Source organism: Marcopretia estuarina LEGE 06307 (genome assembly GCF_056633115.1).
Genome location: NZ_JBSJOY010000006.1, coordinates 83932 through 102970 on the forward strand (window position 1 = coordinate 83932; position 19039 = coordinate 102970).

General features: G+C 68.8%; 22 protein-coding genes and 1 tRNA gene. 10 read left to right on the forward strand and 13 right to left on the reverse strand.

The genetic code is table 11. The features are described 5' to 3' along the window. The first annotated feature begins 222 nt into the window (after positions 1–222). Complete coding sequence (gene pyrR, locus ACWJI3_RS13885; RefSeq protein ID WP_255101100.1) at positions 223–771, forward strand: bifunctional pyr operon transcriptional regulator/uracil phosphoribosyltransferase PyrR; 549 nt, start codon at positions 223–225, stop codon at positions 769–771. Between the two features lie 11 nt (positions 772–782). Here the strand turns inward: pyrR and ACWJI3_RS13890 are convergent, their stop codons facing one another. The 3 genes from ACWJI3_RS13890 to ACWJI3_RS13900 form a co-directional block, all read right to left on the reverse strand. Further along, positions 783–1004, reverse strand: a complete 222-nt coding sequence (locus tag ACWJI3_RS13890; protein WP_094512711.1) for a ferredoxin-thioredoxin reductase variable chain — start codon at positions 1002–1004, stop codon at positions 783–785. A gap of 45 nt (positions 1005–1049) precedes the next feature. Continuing rightward, a complete protein-coding gene (locus tag ACWJI3_RS13895; protein ID WP_255140653.1) occupies positions 1050–1844 on the reverse strand; it encodes a hypothetical protein in 795 nt (264 codons plus the stop codon). A gap of 193 nt (positions 1845–2037) precedes the next feature. Continuing rightward, positions 2038–3633, reverse strand: coding sequence for an Hsp70 family protein (locus tag ACWJI3_RS13900; protein ID WP_480203978.1), 1596 nt, complete (start codon positions 3631–3633; stop codon positions 2038–2040). 110 nt (positions 3634–3743) lie between these two features. Here ACWJI3_RS13900 and ACWJI3_RS13905 point away from each other — a divergent pair, with 110 nt between their 5' ends. From ACWJI3_RS13905 to ACWJI3_RS13915, 3 genes are all read left to right on the forward strand, one after another. Beyond that, on the forward strand, positions 3744–3974 hold the full coding sequence (locus ACWJI3_RS13905; RefSeq protein ID WP_094512708.1) for a DNA-directed RNA polymerase subunit omega: 231 nt from the start codon (positions 3744–3746) through the stop codon (positions 3972–3974). Between the two features lie 117 nt (positions 3975–4091). Then, positions 4092–4508 carry a DUF1818 family protein gene (locus ACWJI3_RS13910; protein ID WP_094512707.1) on the forward strand — a complete coding sequence of 139 codons (417 nt, stop codon included), beginning with the start codon at positions 4092–4094 and terminating at the stop codon, positions 4506–4508. A 415-nt stretch (positions 4509–4923) separates the two neighbouring features. Further along, complete coding sequence (locus ACWJI3_RS13915; protein ID WP_255101154.1) at positions 4924–5142, forward strand: DUF2811 domain-containing protein; 219 nt, start codon at positions 4924–4926, stop codon at positions 5140–5142. Here ACWJI3_RS13915 and ACWJI3_RS13920 read toward each other — a convergent pair. The 6 genes from ACWJI3_RS13920 to ACWJI3_RS13945 form a co-directional block, all read right to left on the reverse strand. Beyond that, complete coding sequence (locus tag ACWJI3_RS13920; RefSeq protein ID WP_480203979.1) at positions 5129–5929, reverse strand: hypothetical protein; 801 nt, start codon at positions 5927–5929, stop codon at positions 5129–5131. The genes ACWJI3_RS13915 and ACWJI3_RS13920 overlap by 14 nt on opposite strands. Further along, entirely contained in the window at positions 5926–6387 is a 462-nt protein-coding gene (locus tag ACWJI3_RS13925; RefSeq protein WP_255101096.1) for an EVE domain-containing protein, read from the reverse strand. The genes ACWJI3_RS13920 and ACWJI3_RS13925 overlap by 4 nt, the downstream gene beginning before the upstream one ends. 35 nt (positions 6388–6422) lie before the next feature. Next, positions 6423–7865, reverse strand: a complete 1443-nt coding sequence (gene murD, locus ACWJI3_RS13930) for a UDP-N-acetylmuramoyl-L-alanine--D-glutamate ligase (protein WP_480203980.1) — start codon at positions 7863–7865, stop codon at positions 6423–6425. Positions 7866–7883: 18 nt separating this feature from the next. Then, positions 7884–7955: transfer RNA gene (locus tag ACWJI3_RS13935), tRNA-Val, on the reverse strand. A 78-nt stretch (positions 7956–8033) separates the two neighbouring features. Then, a complete protein-coding gene (locus ACWJI3_RS13940; protein ID WP_480203981.1) occupies positions 8034–8849 on the reverse strand; it encodes a photosystem II electron transport protein, Sll1252 family in 816 nt (271 codons plus the stop codon). Then, entirely contained in the window at positions 8846–9349 is a 504-nt protein-coding gene (locus ACWJI3_RS13945) for a hypothetical protein (RefSeq protein WP_094512702.1), read from the reverse strand. Before ACWJI3_RS13945 ends, ACWJI3_RS13940 begins: the two co-directional genes overlap by 4 nt. Before the next feature lie 124 nt (positions 9350–9473). On the opposite strand from ACWJI3_RS13945, the gene serA reads away from it, so the two are divergent. From serA to ACWJI3_RS13965, 4 genes are all read left to right on the forward strand, one after another. Then, entirely contained in the window at positions 9474–11060 is a 1587-nt protein-coding gene (gene serA, locus ACWJI3_RS13950; protein ID WP_094512701.1) for a phosphoglycerate dehydrogenase, read from the forward strand. After that, positions 11057–12022, forward strand: coding sequence for a 50S ribosomal protein L11 methyltransferase (gene prmA, locus ACWJI3_RS13955; RefSeq protein WP_480203982.1), 966 nt, complete (start codon positions 11057–11059; stop codon positions 12020–12022). Before serA ends, prmA begins: the two co-directional genes overlap by 4 nt. A gap of 145 nt (positions 12023–12167) precedes the next feature. Next, complete coding sequence (locus ACWJI3_RS13960; RefSeq protein ID WP_094512700.1) at positions 12168–12467, forward strand: ferredoxin; 300 nt, start codon at positions 12168–12170, stop codon at positions 12465–12467. 135 nt (positions 12468–12602) lie between these two features. After that, entirely contained in the window at positions 12603–13037 is a 435-nt protein-coding gene (locus ACWJI3_RS13965; RefSeq protein ID WP_233132943.1) for a hypothetical protein, read from the forward strand. A gap of 160 nt (positions 13038–13197) precedes the next feature. On the opposite strand, the gene psbV is transcribed toward ACWJI3_RS13965, so the two are convergent. Together psbV and rnz are read right to left on the reverse strand one after the other, a co-directional pair. Beyond that, the gene (gene psbV, locus ACWJI3_RS13970; RefSeq protein ID WP_094512699.1) at positions 13198–13719 is read right to left on the reverse strand and encodes a photosystem II cytochrome c-550; all 522 of its coding nucleotides are present in this window, start codon (positions 13717–13719) and stop codon (positions 13198–13200) included. Positions 13720–13846: 127 nt separating this feature from the next. Beyond that, positions 13847–14797 carry a ribonuclease Z gene (gene rnz, locus ACWJI3_RS13975; protein ID WP_480203983.1) on the reverse strand — a complete coding sequence of 317 codons (951 nt, stop codon included), beginning with the start codon at positions 14795–14797 and terminating at the stop codon, positions 13847–13849. Positions 14798–14910: 113 nt separating this feature from the next. Between rnz and ACWJI3_RS13980 the strand changes: the two genes are divergently transcribed. Together ACWJI3_RS13980 and ACWJI3_RS13985 are read left to right on the forward strand one after the other, a co-directional pair. Next, entirely contained in the window at positions 14911–16365 is a 1455-nt protein-coding gene (locus ACWJI3_RS13980) for a SpoIID/LytB domain-containing protein (protein WP_480203984.1), read from the forward strand. Beyond that, on the forward strand, positions 16323–17165 hold the full coding sequence (locus ACWJI3_RS13985; RefSeq protein ID WP_480203985.1) for a glucosamine-6-phosphate deaminase: 843 nt from the start codon (positions 16323–16325) through the stop codon (positions 17163–17165). The genes ACWJI3_RS13980 and ACWJI3_RS13985 overlap by 43 nt, the downstream gene beginning before the upstream one ends. Before the next feature lie 49 nt (positions 17166–17214). Here the strand turns inward: ACWJI3_RS13985 and ACWJI3_RS13990 are convergent, their stop codons facing one another. After that, entirely contained in the window at positions 17215–18063 is an 849-nt protein-coding gene (locus ACWJI3_RS13990) for a YebC/PmpR family DNA-binding transcriptional regulator (RefSeq protein WP_255101090.1), read from the reverse strand. 49 nt (positions 18064–18112) lie between these two features. Beyond that, positions 18113–19039, reverse strand: a complete 927-nt coding sequence (gene truB / locus ACWJI3_RS13995; RefSeq protein WP_480203986.1) for a tRNA pseudouridine(55) synthase TruB — start codon at positions 19037–19039, stop codon at positions 18113–18115.

The window sequence follows — 19039 nt, forward strand, 5'->3', positions numbered from 1 at the left end:
CACGGGGCCGGAGGGGGGAGGGGGGAGAGAGCCGCTCGGGCGAGAGCTGGAGCTCGTGGAAGGAATGTCGGTCACCGATTCTTCCGCAAAGCCCTGATACAGGCTGATCGCCCTCAAAATTACAGTGTGATCTCTTCGTCACAGAAAGCAGGCCGGTAAGCGTCAGCTAATGGGCATAAGCGCAAGGAGACTCCCTTACCATTTCACCCCCGGGATCCCCACATGGTGTCGTCAATCGGTGACCATTGCGTGGAGATTCTCTCCGCCCAGGATCTGACCCGCACGGTTCATCGCCTTGCCTCCCAGGTGCTGGAGAGTGCGCCGGACAGCCGCCAGCTGTTGCTGCTCGGCATCCCCACCCGCGGCGTGGAACTGGCACGGGTGCTGGCCGCCCAGCTCGAAGCCAGCTGCGGTCATCCAGTGGATCAGGGCAGCCTTGATCCCACCTTCCACCGCGACGACCTGGCCCGGGTGGGCACCCGCATGGTGCAGGCCACCCAGCTGCCTGCAGCGCTCGAAGGCCGCCATGTGGTGCTGGTGGACGACGTGATCTTCACCGGACGGACGGTGCGCGCCGCTCTGGAGGCGTTGCACGCCTGGGGCCGGCCGGCGGTGGTGCGTTTGCTGGTGATGGTGGACCGGGGGCACCGGGAGCTGCCGATCCAGCCTGATTTCTGTGGTCGGGTGGTGCCCACCAGCCGCCAGGAGTCGATTCAGCTCTGGCTGGCGGGTGTGGATGGGCGCGATGGTGTGGTGCTGCTCAAGCCCTGAGGCAAGTCTCTTCAGGCCACCGGCTCGAGCTCGTCCGGGCGGAAATGGGCGCGATAGCGACCGAACGCCACCACCACCGGCAGGGTCGGGCTGATCGGACGACCTTTCCAGTCGTCAAGCACCTGGAACACCTCACCTTCCAGTCCCTGGAGGTCGAAGGGCTGACCGCGGTGCTCTGGATGGGTGTACACCACGACGCTCTGGCAGACCCTGACCTGTTCTCCCGGCTTCATGAAGGATGCGGTGGCGGACGGCGGCAATCCTGTCACGGCATCCCTTCAGCGTTGACAGGTGGTTTCGGGGCCGCTCTCCACCACCTTCCCGCCGAGTTGCCGGCAGGCCCGGGTGAAGGCCGACCAGTCGTCGACCCCCTGGGCGAGCAGACCCTTGATGGCCGCATCCAGTTCGGCCACGGGCACGGAGTTGGCTGCCGTAGCGCCATGGCTGTGATGCTCCTGCTCCTGGGTTTTCAGACCGGAGATGGCGGTTTCCACCTGCCTGCGCAGCACGGCTGACTGCGATTTCCACCAGGGATGATCGATCCGGTTGAGGGCTTCAAGCGCTTCCCACCAGCGTTTCTGCTCCACCAACTGGGTGGCCCTCTCCTGCTGAAAGCGGTTACGGCTCCAGAACTCCCTGAGGTTGTCACCGAGCGCGTCACCCGCGGGGTGGCGGTCTTCGCCCATCGGTTTGAGGAACACCATCGCCCCCTCCAGATCTCCGGCCTCGAAACGGGCCATCGCCTTGGTGCGCAGCTCTTCCTGCCAGGAGCGCAACCGGTCGCGGTCAGCGTGGATGCCTGCTTCGGAATTGGCCAGCAGCAGTTGCAGCTGAAGTGCCTCCTGCCAGCGCTGCCCCTGCCAGAGCCGCTCGGCGCGCGCACGGCGGCAGCGGCCTTGTTCGCGCGGTGCGCGCCCTGTCATCCAGCGGAGTGAAGCCAGCTGGTCGCTGTAGGCGAGGCAGGCCTCGTAGCGCCCCTCGCTGGCCGCCCGCTCGAGCCGGCCAGGCAGTTGGCCTTCCCACCAGCGTGCCGCACCGATCACAGCGGCCACCAGGCCGAGAGTGAGCGCCAACCAGAAACGCGGAAGCCTGTGGCGGCGGATGGCCAAGGCAAGGAACAGGCAATCCTCCCTTTCTATGAACACGACCCGCGGCTTTCAGCCTGGCGGGGTCAGCCGCGCTGTCGTCCACTGCCTACGCGTGGGCTGATTGATCACCGCGGGTGGGGCCAGCGGAAGCGCTTCGTCTCAGTGGAAGCGAGCGGTCTCAACGCACGGGGCCAAGCGGCTGAGGGGGTGAGCGCCGCGACGTGCTCAGGTCTTCGCTTTCCAGCACCAGCTGGCCCTGCCCATCGATCTGAAAGTGGAGCCGCAGGCAATCGCTGCCACGTTTTCCGGGAGTATCGAGGCTGATCGGCGCGGGTTGCTGCCCCCAGGGCTGCACCTCCGCCTCCCCTGCGGGCCGCCGCCGCAGCTGGGGCAGTCCATCGCGAAACACCACCTCGGAGCGTTCGTCGTCGCGGGGCTCCCCCAGCACCAGGTCGATCTGCTCCTGGCCGTCGTCGCTGCAGGCGAGCAGCAGCTCCAGCGGCTGGGTGGTGGGCCAGTTCTGCCCTTCGACAAACAGCGGATGCCAGCGATGGCTGCCGCTGCGCTGGTCCCAGCAGCGCAGGGATACGCCCCGGGCGAGCACGTCCTTGATCCGCACGCCCGGGGTGAGCGCCAGCGCCCCCAGGGCCACCGCCTCGATCGGCCGTTCGTCGCGCAGGGGCACACCGGGGCATCGCTCCTGCAGCCAGCGGCGCACGAGCGGAATCCGGCTGCTGCCCCCCACCGGCAGGATGGCCTCCACGTCCGCCAACGCCAGCCCCTCGGCCCTGGCAGCGGCGAGCACCCGCTCCAGCAGCTCCTCCAGCAGAGAGAGAAATCCCTGCTCCAGAAGAGTGGTTTCCAGTTCCTGGCGGCTCAGCTGCAGCAGGCGGCTGGTGCCCCCCGGCAGCATCGTCAGCACCGACGCCTCGGCGCTGTCGCTCAGCCGGCACTTGAGGGATTCCGCAGCTTCCAGCAAGGTGCCGGGTGGCGGGCCCTGGCCGTTTACCTGCGCCCAGAGCGCCGCGGCGATCCAGCGGTCGATGTCCCGGCCGCCGAGGGCCACGCCGGCCTTGCCCACGACCCTGGCGCAGCGCAGTTTCTGGCTGCTGTTTCTGAGGTCGCGGCCGGCGAAGCGCAGCAGCTGGGCCACCGGCGCGGCGCGCCCCTCGCCGCCTTCGAGCGCCACCAGCGAAAGATCGATCGTGCCGCCACCAAGATCCACCACCAGCACGCGGCTGCCGGGGGGCAGTCCGGCGCCGATGGCCGCAGCGGTGGGCTCATCCACCAGGGCCACCTCCTCAACAGCCAGGTCCTGGCTGACGGCGTGAAGCCATTCCCGATAGCCGCGGTAGCCGTCGATCGGCGCGGTGAGCACCAGACGGGTGGGGGCCAGCTGCGCTGGCAGGTGGCGCCAGAGCTGGCGCAGCAGCATCGCTCCGGCCTGCTCCGGGGACAGCACAGACGCAGCGGCGGCGCCACCGGCTCCTTCTTCGCGGCCGGCATCGGCGCAGCCGCCGATGCCGCGCTTGAAATCGCGGCAGAGCTCAGGGCCTTCACTGCCGGCGAGGCCGGCCTCGATCACCTGGCGGCCGATCAACGGCTGCTCCGCTGTGGCGCTGGCAAGCCACAGCAGGCTGGGGACCACGCAGGGGTCAGCGCAGCTGTAGGGGGGGATCTCCACGAGCTGGGGCGCGCCGCCCTCGGCGGACTGGAAGGCCACCACCGTGGTGGTGCTGCCCAGGTCAATCGCCAGGGTGCCAGGTGTCGCCATCGTGAGCGGGCGAAGGGCTCCGCGCAGCTTGGCGGATGGCCGCCGGCATCCGCTTGGCGGCTGACCCTTCCGCCCGAGCTGGCCTAAGGTCAGGGAAATCAACATGACCTATGTATTCCGGCGCCACGGTGAACCCGAAGGAACTGGCCCAGCGTGCCGAAAGCCTGATTCGTCAGTCGAGCAACCGCTACCTCACCACGGTGAAGATCGCCTTTCGGGCCAAGCAGCGCCGTTTCGATGATTTCGACGGGCTCCTGGAGGATTCGATGATCAAGCCAGTCCAGCGGGCCATCGTGGAGCTCTCCGATGAGCAGGATCAGCCCGATCTGCTGCCCGGCTGATCGATCCGCCGCTGGCAGCGCCGTTGTTTCTGGCTCAGGAGTGCCGGCTGGGGTCGTTGCCCCTGAGCTGGCAGAACCGGCTGATTCAGTGCTCTCAATTGCGGCCCCTGCAACCTGATGCACCCGGCAGGATTTGCCACTGAGGGGGAGGGATGGCGGCTGGCTCTTGAGGCTGGCCGCCATCCCTTTGGCGTGTTGATCGGCGGAGATGGCTGGGCGGCGGAGCTGAGCCTGGCCGAAGCGGCCGAACTGCGCCGGGGCCTGCTCGAGCTGATCGAGCAACACACCGCCATTGCCGGCCAGCTGATGGCAGAAGAGAGCCTGGAGCTGGAGCTGGAGCGTGGCCCTTGGTGGCTCGGCCTCTGTGGCGATCGCCGCTGTTGGGCGCTGCGCTTCGTGCTGGCGCCCAGCGATGGGCAGCGGGGCCTGGAAGGGAGCTGGACGCCTGCCGCCAGCGCCGCTCTGGCGCAGGCCTTGGCACCCCTGGTGCTGGAGCCGGCAGGGTGTGAGACAACGGAGGGATTGGGCGGCTGATCAGCACTGCTGATCAGCAACCTGTTCCCAGCCCAGCCCCCGGATCGCGGCGGGTTTTGCCCAGCTTTTCCACAGGCTGGACTGCCAGGACCGGCTGCCCTGGCAGTCACCTGTGGAGAACCGCCCCGCCGCAGGTTCTCCCCTTGACACGCGGCGTCGATCGCTTCAAGGGCAACCCTTAACGCGCTCGTTACCACCCCGGAGCGCAGCTGGGCCCGCAATCTCACGCTGGGATGGGCAATGTCAGCCCCTCTGCCCTCGATTTGACGCCATCGGAAGCTTGTGGGGAACTGGGTGACGACCACCCTCCTGCCGCGCCTCGATGGATCCTGCCTCCGTTGTCGACAGCTACCCGCGTTGCCCGTCCCGCGTCCGTCCGCCTAACGCTGCCGAGGGCAGCGATGGTGCCGCCGGGGTGGTGAGCATCAGGGCAGAGGTGCCGGAGGCCTTGCTGGGCTCGATGCGCACCTTCATCGATGCTCATCCCAACTGGGACCAGTACCGCCTGTTCCAGGCCGCTCTGGCGGGCTTCCTGGTGCAGAACGGGGTCAACAGCCGCGCCGTGACCCGTTGCTACGTCGGCAACATGTTCAACTGGAACGCCTCAGAGGACGGCTGCTTCAGCGCTCGCTGAGCGTCCGCGTGATCCCGCCCTGCACGAAGCCTTGGCCGAACAGGTCGCTGTAGCCGGCCATGAGGGTGCCGACCATCACCGGCCAACCGATCAGCAGCCCCACCGCCAGCAGCACCGCCAGAGCGGCGAAGGGGGTGGGCACCAGCAGCACCATCACCACCTGGAGGCCATGGAGGGCCAGCGTCAGCAAATACAGCGGCGCCCAGCGGCGTGTCTTCCTCGACCAGCCGCGCTGAAAGGCCCGTACCGGCCCCAGCCCTTCCACCACCAGCAATGGCAGCTGAAACACCTGGCTGGCATTGAGGATCAGCAGGGCGGCGCCCCCCAGCACCAGCGCCAGCATGCCCAGGACTGGAGTGAGCAGACTCAGCACCCCTGCCACCAGCCCGCAGGTGATCAGCGCCAGCGCGTTGACCAGCAGCATCAGCACCGCCATGCCCAGGAGGCGTAGCACGGCCGCACCTTCCCAGCGAGCCAGCTCGGCGAAGCTTGGTTGCCCTGCCGCCAGGGCGATCCGGTTGCCGCGGAGGAGCCCCACGTTCAGCCAGATGTTGCTGGCCCCCCCAGCGGCCAGCCCGGCCAAAGCCAGGAAAAGATAACCCGCCGGCCCGCCCTGCTGGAGCCCGTCACTGCCACGGTTCTGCGCCAGCTGGCCGATCAGGTTGAGCACCCCGCCCAGCAAGGTGAAACCCATGAACCGCAACGGCGCCCGCCCAAAGGCGCGCCAGCCCCGCCGTAGGCAGGAACCGATCGCCAGCGGGGCCATGGACCCGCCGGCGGTTGTCATGGGGCCTGCAGCAGCAACGCCATCAGGCGCGCTGCGATGGCATCGGCAACGGGCAGAATCGAAAGCCGGTTGCCGCGCCGCACCACCATCAGCTCTTCGGGCGTGAACGATTCCCGCAGGGCATCCAGGCTCAGCAGCTGATCGAAGGTGCGGCGATAAGCCAGCCGTACGCAATCCCAACGCGGCGCCTCGGGCTTCGAGGCAGGGTCGAAATAGGAGGACGTTGGATCGAACTGGGTGGGATCGGTGAGCCCGGTGGCGACCACCTCCATCAGGCCGATGATCCCGGGGGGCTTGGTATTCGAGTGATAGAAGAAGGCCTGATCGCCCACCTGCATGCTGCGCATGTAATTGCGCGCCTGGTAATTGCGAATCCCATCCCAGAGGGTGGTGCCCTCGCTGGCGAGATGCTCGATTCCGTAGACGTCCGGCTCGCTCTTCATCAGCCAGAAGGCCATCGCAGCGCCGGCTCCTTGCTCAGCTGAACAGGAGCTCACTCTATGGCGGCAGGTGTGGCATTCAGCGCGGAGACAAGCGCGCGGAAGTGGTCGCCACGGGCTTCAAAACTGCTGTACTGGTCAAAGCTGGCGCAGGCCGGTGATAACAGCACGGTCGGTGATTCGGAGGCCGTGGCCAGGGCGTTGGCCTCCTGCACCGCGGCTCCGAGATCTTCAACATTGCGCACCTCGCCGCTGAAGCCGCTGTTGCGCAGCAGCCCGGCGAAGTGGTCGCGGGCGGCGCCATATACCACTACCGCCGCCGCCTGCCGTTGCAGCGCCGCGAGCCAGGCGGAGGCATCGCCCTGTTTCGCCTGCCCGCCCGCCAGCACCACCATCGGCCCCGGCAGGGCCTTGAGTGCCACCTCGGCGGCGTCGTAATTGGTGGCTTTGCTGTCGTTGTACCAGGTGATCCCGGCGCGGTCGCAGATCCGCTCAAGGCGGTGCGGAACCCCGGGGAAGCTGCGAAAGGCAGCGGCCATCACGGCAGCATTCAGGCCGAGCTTGAGCCCCACGGCGGCGGCCAGCACCAGGTTCTGTCGGTTGTGCTGCCCTGGCAGGGCCAGGCTGGCGGCGTCGAACAGCTCGCCTTCGCGGCTGAAGAGCCTGCCGTTTTCGATCCAGATCAGCGGATCGATCCCGGCGGGAAGATCGGCGCGGGGGCCGGCCGATACCCAGTCGGCCCGGTCCCAGCTGGGGGCCTGGGCCCTGAGATCGGCGTCATCGGCGTTGAGCAGCCGCACGGTGGCGTTCTCCAGCAGCCGCCGCTTGATCGCGCGGTAGTTGCCGAGCGTGCCGTGCCGCTCCAGGTGGTCCGGGGTGAGGGTGGTCCACAGGCCGAAGGCGGGGGCCAGCTCGGGGGAGGCCTCGATCTGGTAGCTGCTCAGCTCCATCACCACCCAGTCAGGGTTGGTCTCGCCCCGCAGGCGGCGCTCGAGCAGCAGCTCGGCTGCTGAGGTGCCCATGTTGCCGGCCATCGGCGCATCGAGGCCGGCGGTCTGAAGCAGATGGCTGACCAGATGGGTGACGGTGGTCTTGCCGTTGGTGCCGGTGATCCCGATCCAGGGAATGCCGCGACTGGCGGCCCAGGCCACCGACGGTTCGCCGCAGAGCCGCACGCCCCGGTTACGTAGTTCCACCAGGGTGGGGTGGTCCCAGCGGACGCCCGGACTGACCACCACCGTGGCCGGCAGCCGCTCAAGAGCCTCGAACAGCTCGATCGAGAGGGGGCTGTCGAGCTGCACCTCAATGCCGCCGGCCTGCAGATCGTTGGCCAGGAGATGCTGCGCCGGCGTGCCGGAGCTTTCCAGCACCAGCACCTGGCTGCCAAGTGTCTGCAGCAGGCGTGCCGCCCCGGCGCCGGATCGACCCAGGCCGATCACCACGGTGAAGGCACCGAAGGGCGGTGAAACTTCCCGCAGCGGCAGCGGTTGGGTCAACGGGAGAACGTAAAGGAGTGGGCGATACTGGAATCGAACCAGTGACTCCTACCGTGTCAAGGTAGTGCTCTACCTCTGAGCTAATCGCCCGGGTCGGGAGTCATGAAGACGACACCCGGAGCCGAAACTTAGCAGCCGGCCTCTCCCCCCTCACCGCAGCCAGGCGCATCAGCTGCGCAGCAGGGCCAGCCGCCAGCGGTCGCGCTTGGTGAGCTCCACCTCCAGCACGGTGAGCTCTCCCCGGTTCTCCAGCCGCACCCGATCGCCGGCCCTGAGCTCCCTGCTGGGGCTGCGCACGTCGTCCCAGTTGACGCGGACCGCCCCGTTGCGGATCTGCTCGGCCATGCGGCTGCGCGGGATGCCGAAACCGGCCGAGCCCACCGCATCGAGCCGCAGCGAAGCCTCCACGGTGGAAAAGCGACGGGGCTGGGGCCGGGCCGGAGGCTGGAGGCGCTCCAGGGACGTGGTCTCCAGCTGCACCTCCACGCTGCGCACCAGGGCGGTGCCCCCATCAAAACGCCCGGCCAGTTCTGGGGTGACCACCAGCTGGGCGCCGCGGTCGCCGCGCAGCCAAAGATCCCCCAGCTCCGCCTCCTGCGCTCCCGCCTGCAGCAGCCCGCGGCGGAAATCGCCGGCGCTGGCGGAATCGAACAGGAAGTTGCCACTCAGCGTCAGTCCGATCAGCGGCAGGGCGGTGTCCGTCGCCTGGCTGGTGCCTGGTGGCGGGGCGTCCAGCTCGGCGCGCGTCAGTTGCAGCCGGCAGCGCTCGGCGCCGGGGTGCCCCCCTTCGGCGTGAAGGGTGAGCTCGCTGAGGCTGCCGAGGCGCGCCGCGGCCTCCTCACGCAGGAGTGGCGTCACGAAGGAGCTCCACACCGGCTGCCAGGTGCGCAGGGCCTCTTCCGCGTGATCAATCAGCTCTGCCAGCCGTTCGGGGGCGTGGCTGCCCTGCAGCAGCTCGCCGCGCGGGAGGGTGACGGCGCTCAACGCTCCGCCAGGCGCACCACCGCCTTGGGCCGGGTTTCCTGAATCAGGGTCCAGGGAATCTCCTGGCCTGGGGCGCTCTCCACCAGCAGCAGCCAGTTGCCCTCCTCGAGGCGGTTGCGCAGGCTGCGGATGCGGTCGTCGGGATCGGAGGTGACGCTGGCGGCGGCGGCGAAGCTTCCCATCCAGCCCGAGCCCATGCCCAGCAGGCCGCCGATCAGCGGCTCGCCGTAAGGACCGGCGAAGGCGAAGGTCTGCAGATCGGTCATGAAGGTGAAGGTGAGGCCGGCGAAGAACCCGAACGGCATCAGCCAGCGCACCATCCCCCGTTGACGGCGTTGGCGGGCCAGCCCCGGGTTGAGCAGCTCCACGCTGTCGATCGAGGTTTCCCCCTCACCGATGGTCAGCAGGGTGGCTGGCGCCGGACGGACCCCATCCAGCTTGTCCTTCAGGCGTTGCAGGCTCTTGCGATCCGCCAGCACCACCACCACGCACAATCCCAAGGCCCGGTGTCCCAAAGCACGATTCTCTTTGCTGAGCGCAGGAGCTGTGGCGGCGGATCACTACACTTCACCCCCTGCGGTGTCTGGCGCGTTCCGGACCGCTCCTTCCCCAACGTCGCGGGTCATGACAAAGGTTCTGGTTTCCGATCCCATCGATCAGACGGGCATCGACATCCTCTCCCAGGTGGCCCAGGTGGATGTGCGCACCGGCCTACCGCCCGACCAGTTACTCAGCATCATCGGCGACTACGACGCTCTGATGATCCGCTCAGGCACTCAGGTGACCGCCGAGCTGATCGCAGCAGCTCCACGCCTCCGCATCATCGGTCGTGCCGGTGTCGGTGTCGACAACGTGGATGTGCCCGCCGCGACCCGGCAGGGGGTGCTGGTGGTGAACTCGCCCGAAGGCAACACGATCGCCGCCGCAGAACATGCGCTCGCCATGATGCTGTCGCTCTCGCGGCACGTGCCCCAGGCCCACGCCAGCACCATGGCCGGTGGCTGGGACCGCAAGAAATACGTTGGCAACGAGCTCTACAAGAAGAAGCTCGGCGTGGTGGGCCTTGGCAAGATCGGCTCCCATGTGGCCCGGGTGGCCAAGGCGCTCGGCATGGAGGTGCTCGCGTACGACCCGTTCATCTCCACCGAGCGGGCCCAGATGCTCCAGGTGCGGCTGATGGCGGTCGCGCCCCTGTTCGCCGAAGCCGATTACATCAGCCTGCACCTGCCCCGCACCCCGGACACGGAGAATCTGGTCAACGCCGAACTGCTGGGTTCGATGAAACCCACCGCCCGGCTGGTGAACTGTGCCCGTGGCGGCATCGTGGATGAGGCCGCCCTGGCAGCTGCGCTGGAAGCCGGCACCATCGCCGGGGCGGCGCTGGATGTGTACGCGAACGAGCCGCTGAAGCCCGATTCGCCGCTGCTGGCCGTGCGCGATCGCCTGATCCTCACGCCCCACCTGGGCGCCTCCACCGAAGAGGCCCAGGAAAATGTGGCGATCGATGTGGCCGAGCAGATCCGCGATGTGCTGCTGGGCCTGCCGGCCCGCAGCGCCGTGAACATCCCCGGCATGACCCCGGAGGTGATGGAGCGACTCAAGCCCCACCTGCAGCTGGCCGAAACCCTGGGCCTGCTGCTCAGTCAGATGGCCGGGGGCTCGGTGCAGGAGCTGGAGGTGCGGCTGCAGGGCGAATTCGCCAACCACCCCTCCCAGCCGCTGGTGGTGGCCGCGCTCAAGGGGCTGCTCTCCAGCGCCCTCGGCGACCGCATCAACTACGTGAACGCCTCCCTCGAGGCGAAGGGGCGTGGCCTGCACGTGCTGGAAGTGAAAGACGACTCCAGCCGTGATTTCGCCGGTGGTTCGCTGCAGCTCACCTCGCGCGGTTCCCAGGGCAGCCACACCGTCACCGGGGCGGTGTTCGCCGATGGCGACCTGCGCATCACCACGATCGATGAGTTCCCGGTGAACGTGGCCCCCAGCCGCCACATGCTGTTCACCCGCCACCGGGACATGCCCGGCATCATCGGCCACCTCGGCTCCCTGCTCGGCGAGCACAACGTGAACATCGCCTCGATGCAGGTGGGCCGTCGGATCGTGCGCGGCGATGCGGTGATGGTGCTCAGCCTCGACGACCCCATTCCGCCAAGCCTGCTCGCCTCGATCGGCAAGATCAACGGCATCCAGGAGGCGCACCCGGTCACGCTGTGACCGGCGACCCGGCGGCCCCACGGCTGAGCGACCACCGCTGGTGGCGCCTGGAGATGGCGGCTCCGCCGGAGCTGGAGGAGTCGCTGCTGTGGAAGCTGCAGAGTCTGGGGATCTCCCGGGTGGCCGTGCGCCATCACCCCAGCACCCCCGACCAGCACCAGCTCGTGGCCTGGCTGCCGGCGATCGACTGGCCCGAGTGCGAACGCGCCCGGCTAGCTGAGGCCCTGGCCCCACTGGCGGCCACCTTCGATCTACCCCTGCCCCCGCTGGCCTGGGCCCTGCAGGACGACGAGGACTGGAGTCTCAGCTGGAAGCAGCACTGGCAAGCCGATCCGGTGGGGGAGCGGCTGCTGATCCTGCCCGCCTGGCTGGAGGTGCCCGACGACCAGACCCACCGCCTGGTGATCCGCATCGATCCCGGCAGTGCGTTCGGCACCGGCAGCCACCCCACCACCCGGCTCTGCCTGGAGGCGCTCGATCAGCTGGCGCAGCAGACCGGCGGCGCTCTGACGGGCCGGCGGGTGGCCGATCTCGGCTGCGGCAGCGGCATCCTCGGCTTCGGCGCCCTGCGCCTGGGCGCCGCCTCCCTGGCCGCCACCGACAACGATCCGCTGGCGGTGAGAGCCACCCGGGAGAACGGTCGTCTGAACGGCTTCAGCGAAGGGCCTGATGCGCTGCTGCAGGTGGCGCTGGGCTCGGTGGAGGGCCTGGCCGAGCTGCTGGCGGGGCAACCGGCCGACATTCTGCTCTGCAACATCCTGGCGCCGGTGATCGCGGAGCTGGCCGCGGGGTTCAAGGCGGTGCTGGCGCCCACTGGCGTGGGGTTCCTGAGCGGCCTGCTGGTGGATCAGGCGCCGGCGCTGGAGCGCACCCTTTCCTCCCTGGGCTGGTCGGCCGAGCTGATCGCCGACGAGGGCGGCTGGGGGGTGATAAGGATCCAGCAACAGCCTCCTGTCATATAAATCACGCTTATCCGTGCTCACCCTTTGATTGCGCTTCCGGGGCTCCCACCCCAAGACCGCCGCCATCGCCCCTGTCCGATGTAGGAAGGTGCGGTCCTACAGGCCCGGATCCTCCAGGAGCCTGTGAGCCCCAAATTTCCCTTCCATGGCTTCCTACAAGGTCACCCTCATCAACGAGAGCGAGGGCCTCAACAAGACCATCGAGGTTCCCGATGATCAGTACATCCTCGATGCTGCTGAAGAGCAGGGCATTGACCTCCCCTATTCCTGCCGCGCTGGCGCCTGCTCCACCTGCGCCGGCAAGCTGACCTCCGGCACCGTTGACCAGTCGGACCAGAGCTTCCTCGACGACGACCAGATCGAAGCTGGCTTCGTGCTCACCTGCGTGGCCTACCCCACCTCCGACGTCACCATCACCACCCACGCCGAAGAAGAGCTCTATTGAGCCGACGGGCCTTACCCGCCGCCAGCCCGGCGCACTGTCGGGCGCTCTCCACATCCAACAGGCGGAACTGATCGCTATCCGGCGCCCCGCTTGTTTCCTTTCTCCTTCTCTGCCACCCTTCGGGGTGGCTTTTTGATGGCCGTGCAGGTCGACAATCTCCAGGACCACGGCAGCGAACATTGCAGCCCCGGGGGCCAGTACAGCTACCGCGTGATCGGAGCGTGCTGCCGCCTGTTCGACCGGGAAGAGTTGCCGTGGCCCTGCTGCCGCCTGGCCTGGCGCAGCAAGGAACCCAGCTGGCGTCGCATTGGCCGCCGCTTTGTGGCCGATCTGGCCTCGCGGCGCTGCCCCTCCTATGCGGTGGAGGTGCTGGAGCCGGGCTCCCGCCCCACCCGCACCGTGATCACGCTGTTTCCGCTGCGCCTCTCGCCGGCGCTCCAGGAGTGGTGGTACAGCAAGCAGCCCGCCTCGCTCGATCCCGCCTGCCAGCGACCACCTGCCGCCTCGGCCGGTAGTGCGGATCCCAACGACCCTGCAGCCTCGCCCCCCGTCTCCCTCTCAGGCCTCTGAGATGAGCCGCGGGAGCAGCGGCGCATGAACTGCCTGCAGTAGTGCTGCACCGCTGCCAAAAAAAAGCCCCCTGGGCAAGGGGGCGGTGGCGTTGATTGGCGGGTAGAGCCTGCCGGTGGGCGAGGCTCAGACGTGCGCCTGGCACGGATAGAGGCCTGGATCAGAAGTAAACCTTGCCACCACCCCACTGGGTGCCGCTCACCTTGGGGGCCACCAGGATGTAGCCGGCGATCAGGCGGAGGTCGTCGTCGCTGAGATCGCGCATTTTGACGAACACATCGCTGCTGCGCATGCTCGGGTGGACGTCGGCGATGCTGTATTCACCGTCGTAAGAGGTGGGGTCCTTGATGTAGTCAACGAGGGAGTCGACCGAGTTGCGCGGCGGGGTGGCCAGGGCCAGGGTTTCCGGGTCGAGGCCCACGTTGTAGTTCGTCTTGGTGACACCGCCGGCGTGACAGGTGCCGCAGCTGTCGTTGAACAGCTTGCGACCACTCTTGATCTCCGATTCGCTGAAGGTGACCAGGCCACCATCCGGTGTGCCGCTGACCGTGAGCGTTTCTGCATCCCATTGGGCGGCCTGCAGAGGAGCCACCCAGACTCCGAAGGTCAGCAGCAATCCCAGCGGCAGCACCAGCAGAAGGCGGGCGATCGACCGGAGGGCGGCGGGAAGGGAAAGGGCCATGGAGGGAGCTGGCGAATTGGCGGTGGACACCGCACCTGAGACCTTGTATCACGGGCGAAGGGCACTCCGGGGCGGGATCAAGAACTGTTGCAGGCACAAGCGGCCCGGCCAACCCGCGGCCTGTGCCTCAACCCTCGTCGGGGTTGACCTCAAGGGTGAGGAAATCCTTGGCCACCAACGTGTTCGGGAAGATCGCCCTTGCCTCGTCGAGCAGATCATCGGGGGTGACCGTGTTGCCCTGCACGTAACGGGGGCTCAGGTGGGTGAGCGCCAGGGTTTTCACCCCGGCGAGGGCCGCCGTCTGGGCCGCCATGGTGCTGGTGGAGTGCTGCCGTTGGAACGCCATCTCCGCTTCCCCGTGAGCAAAGGTGGATTCGTGCACGAGCAGATCGGCGCCGCGCGCCAGCTCCACCGCCGCTTCGCAGAACACGGTGTCGGTGCAGTACACGAAGGTGCTCCCGGGCCGCGCCGGGCCGCACAGCCGCTCTCCATGGATGATCCGCCCGTCCTCGAGCGTGACGCTCCGACCCGCCTTGAGCTCGGCGTAGATGGGGCCGGGCGGGATGCCCAGCGCGCGGGCCTGCTGCACATCGAAGCGCCCGGGGCGGGGCTTCTGCTCCACCCGGTAGCCGTAGGCGGGGATGCGATGGGTGAGCGGGGCACAGCGCACGATCAGATCGTCATCGTCGAGCAGCACCGTGCCGGCAGTGGCGGCCTCGCGTACCCGATGGCTGGCCAGGGGATAGCCGATGCGCGTCGATGAGGTTCGCAGCACGCCTTCGAGGTAATCGCGCAGGGGGTCGGGGCCGTAGAGATCGATGCCCTGGCAGCTGCCAGCCATGCCCAGGCTGGCGAGCAGACCCGGCAACCCGAAGATGTGGTCGCCGTGCATGTGGGTGATGAAGATGCGCCGCAGCTGCGACACCCGCAGGTCACTGCGGAGGAATTGATGCTGGGTACCTTCGCCGCAGTCGAACAGCCACAGCTCGGCGCGTTGCGGCAGCCGCAGCGCCACGGCCGACACGTTGCGGACCCGGGTGGGAACGCCCGAACTCGTTCCGAGGAAAGTGACCTGCAAGCCAGTTGCGCTTTGCCGCATGCTGCCACGTCGATCACTGGCCGGCGGAGGGCTGGCGCGGTGCCCGGATCGTCGTGACAATGACCCCCTTGTGAGCTCCGCTGCTGGTCGCCATGGCTGGGATGTTCGCCCGCTCGGCGCTGCCGAAGGCCTTCCATCGGTCCGCTGCACCTTCACTGGCGCCACGCCTTGGCCTTGCCGGCCTGGCAATGCCGCTGGCCTGGGCGATGCTGCCCGGCCTGCCAGCGGCCCATGCCCAGCAGCCGGCCATCCGGCCGGTGCCCCAGACGGCCAGCGCCAGTCCCGATCCGAGCCTGCGGGTGCTGCTGCTGGAGACGGCGGAGGTACGGGTGGGCGGCGCCAGCGGCCTGCGCCTGCTTGATGCCAGCGGCCGAGAACGGCTGCGCCTCCCCGAAGGCGGTGCCATTGCCCTGCGCCCTGCCGGCAGCGGCGTGCGGGTGGAGGTGGTGGCGCCCCGGGGGCTGGGCACGGCGCCTGCATCGCTGAGCCTGGCGGAGCTGTGGATCGATGCCGGCCAGTCCCCCGGTGGCGACGCCGTGCTGCAGCTGAAGAACCGCGCCTACCGGGGACGGCTGGTGGTGCGCCCGGCCGCCTCCGCGTTGCGAGTGGTCAATGTGGTCGCCCTCGAGACCTACCTTCCCAGCGTGGTGGGAAGCGAGATGCCCGCCAGCTGGCCCCTGGAGGCCCTGCGGGCCCAGGCCGTGGCGGCGCGCACCTACGCCCTCCGCCAGCGCCGCCCCGACCAGCCCTTCGACCTCAAGGCCACCGTCAGCAGCCAGGTCTACAAAGGGGTGGAGGCGGAGACCGCGTCCACCAGGGAGGCGGTGCGCGGCACCCGCGGATTGGTGCTGACCCACCAGGACGCCCTGATCAATGCGGTGTTCCACAGCAGTGCCGGTGGCACCACCGAAAACAGCGGCGATCTGTGGCAGCGCCAGATGCCCTATCTGGTGAGCGTCGCCGACTTCGATGAGGCCTCACCGGTGAGCCGCTGGCGCCAGGAACTGCCGCCGCCGCTGCTGGCCCGCGCCTTCGCCGAACTGGGCGGGGTGCAGCGCATCGACATCCTCTCCACCACCGCCAGTGGCAGGGTGCGGCAGGCCCGCGTGGTGGGCCCCAGTGGCCAGCTTCTGGTGAGTGGGGCGGAGCTGCGCAGCCGGCTGGGCCTAAAGAGCACGCTGGTGCGTTTCGAGGCAGCCCCCTTCAGCTTCACTGAGCCTCAGGTGCCGCCTTCCACCTGGTTGTCGGCCACGGGCGTGCTGCTCTCGCTGCCTGCGCCGCCGCCGCTGCTACCTCCCCGCACCCCCACACTGGTGGCAGTGGGACGGGGCTTCGGCCACGGGGTGGGCATGAGCCAGTGGGGGGCCCTGGCTATGGCCCAGCGAGGCAGCAGCTTCCAGGAGATTCTCCGCCACTACTACCGCGGCGCCCAACTGCGTCCGTACGGTGACATCGCCACACCACGTCTGGCGGCGGATGCGGGCTCTGCATCAGGCTCCTCACCATGGAGTCCCCGCCACGCGGCCCTGCGTTCCGCTCGCCTCTGAGCGCACCGGCCCTACCCTCTCTTTTCCCTGAATCCATCGCTCCGATCCCCGGTTGGCACCACCGGCTGGAGGTGTTTCCGGATGGGGAGCAACTGAGCGAGGCGGTGGCAGAGGCCCTGTTCGACCAGTTGCTGCGCCCTCAGGCCCTGCCGCTGGGGCTGGCCACGGGACGCACGATGGTGGCGGTGTACGGCGCCCTGCGGCAGCGCATCGCGGCGCTGCCGCCTGCGGAGCGGGCCCGCCTGCTGGCCGGATGGCGCAGCTTCAACCTCGATGCCTACGTGGGCCTGCCCCGGCACGATCCCCGCAGCTTCGCTGCTGAGATGGAGGCCCGGCTGATCGCACCGCTTGGTCTCGCTCCGGAGCAGGTGGCCCTGCCTGATGGCCTGGCCGCCGACGCTCAGGCCGAAGCCGTCCGCTACAGCACCGCGCTGGAGGAGGCCGGCGGCATCGGCCTCCAGCTGCTGGGGCTCGGCAACAACGGCCATGTGGGCTTCAACGAACCCCCCTGTGAGGCCAGCCAGCGCTGTCATGTGGTGGAGCTCGATGCCGCCACCCGCGCCCAGAACGCCCCGGCGTTCGGCGGTGATCCAGAGGCCGTGCCGCGGTGGGCGATCACGCTCGGTCTGGCGGAGATCCTGGCGGCGCAGCGGATCCTGCTGGTGGTGAGCGGCTCTTCCAAAGGGCCGATCCTGAGACGGCTACTGCAGGAGCCCCCCAACGCCCAGCTGCCGGCCAGCTGGCTGCAGCAGCACCCGCGGCTCCGGCTGATGGTCGACCGGGCTGCGCTCACTGGCTGAAGCCAGCACCTGCCGGCTCACCTCCCCGCCAGCGACGGCAGGCCAGCCATCACGCCAGGAACGCTTCGATCAGGGCCTCGTCGGCCTCCAGGTTGGCGGTCACGCTGCGGACGTCATCGAGGTCGTCGAGGGCATCGAGCATGCGCAGGCAGTGGCGCAGCGCCTCGGACTCCTCCAGGCGGCAGGTGGTGGATGGGATCCAGCGGTGCTCCCAGCCCTGCACGCTCCAGCCCTGGTGCCGCAGGGCATCCTGCAGGCCCTCCAGGTCGGCATAACTGCACACCACTTCCGCGGAGGCGTCGCCAGCTCCAGCTCCACCACGACCTCCCCCCCCAGCAGGTTCGCCCTTGCCGGCTGCCGTCCCCCCTGCCGCTGGCTCGAACGTGTAGGTGAGCGCGGCGGGACCGCCTGCCATCTCCAAGGCCAGCAGGCTCTCCAGCAGGGCGTTCTCCTCAAGGTGGGGCTGCGCGATCCGCACCACGCCGCGGTGCTCGAACAGGTACCCCACACAGCCCACATCGCCCAGGTTGCCCCCGTGCTTGCTGAAGGCCAGGCGCAGGTCCGCCGCCGTGCGGTTGCGGTTGTCGGTGAGCGCCTCCACCAGCACGGCCACCCCGCCGGGGCCATAGCCCTCGTAGCGGACCTCCTGAAACTGATCGCCGTCACCGCTGCCCTGGCCAGCTCCCTTGGCGATTGCCCGCTCGATGTTGGTGTTGGGCAGCCCGGCGGCTCTGGCCTTCTCCAGGGCCGTCCGCAGCTGGAAGTTGCCGGCCGGATCGGCCCCGGCGCGGGCGGCCACGCTGATTTCCCGAGCCAGACGGGTGAACACCACCCCGCGTTTGGCATCGACCACCGCCTTCTGGCGTTTGATCTGGCTCCATTTGCTGTGGCCGGCCATGGCTGGGTGCTGGGTGCAGGATCGGGAGGGAAGCGCCGACGCGGCGGCCTTAGCCGGCCGCGTCGAACACCAGCCGCGGTTGCAGGCGACCGCCCGGGGCGGTGCGGGCCATGCCGGCCAGGTGGCCCTGCGGATCGAGGATCACCACGGGCTGGTCGAGCACGCTGGGATCGAAACCGGGCCGATCGGGGCTGGATACGGCGCTGGCGCAGAGGCTGCGGCCGCAGCGCCAGCCTGCCAGATCCGCCGCATCCAGCTGTCGCGAGGGCAGGTGCCTGAGCGGCTGGAGTGGATTGTCGAGAGCCGGCAGGGGCGCCCCGCTCTCGAGCGCCTCCAGGCTGACGCTGCCACTCAGAGAGAAGCCGAGCGCTTCGGTGCGACGCAGGCTGGCCAGGGTGCCACCGCAACCCAGGGCGTTCCCCAGGTCCCTCGCCAGGGAGCGGATGTAGGTGCCAGCGGAACAGCGCACCGCCAGCTCCAGCTGCTGGCTGGCGGGCTCCCAGCTCAGCAGCTCAAGCGCATCGATCTGCACCGGCCGCGCCGCCAGCTCCATCGTTTCGCCCCGCCGCGCCCGCACATACGCCCGCTCCCCATCCACGTGCACCGCCGACACCTGGGGCGGTTGCTGCAGGATCGAACCGCGGAAGCGCTCCAGGCAGGCGTCCAGGTCGTCGTGGCTGAGGGCGGGCACCGGACGGCGCTCCAGCAACTCACCGCTGAGGTCGTCGCTGCTGGTGCGCCAGCCGAGCTGGATCACGCCGCGGTAGGCCTTGCCACTCGGCAGGTAGGGCAGCAGGCGCGTGGCGGCGCCCAGTGCCAGCGGCAACACGCCGGTGACGGCAGGATCGAGGGTGCCGCCGTGGCCGACCCGCTTGAACCCGTAGCAGCGGCGCACCCTGGCCACGCAGGCGTGGGAGGTGAGACCTGCCGGCTTGTCGAGCACCAGGAAGCCGCAGGGCGAAGGGGAGGCGGTCAC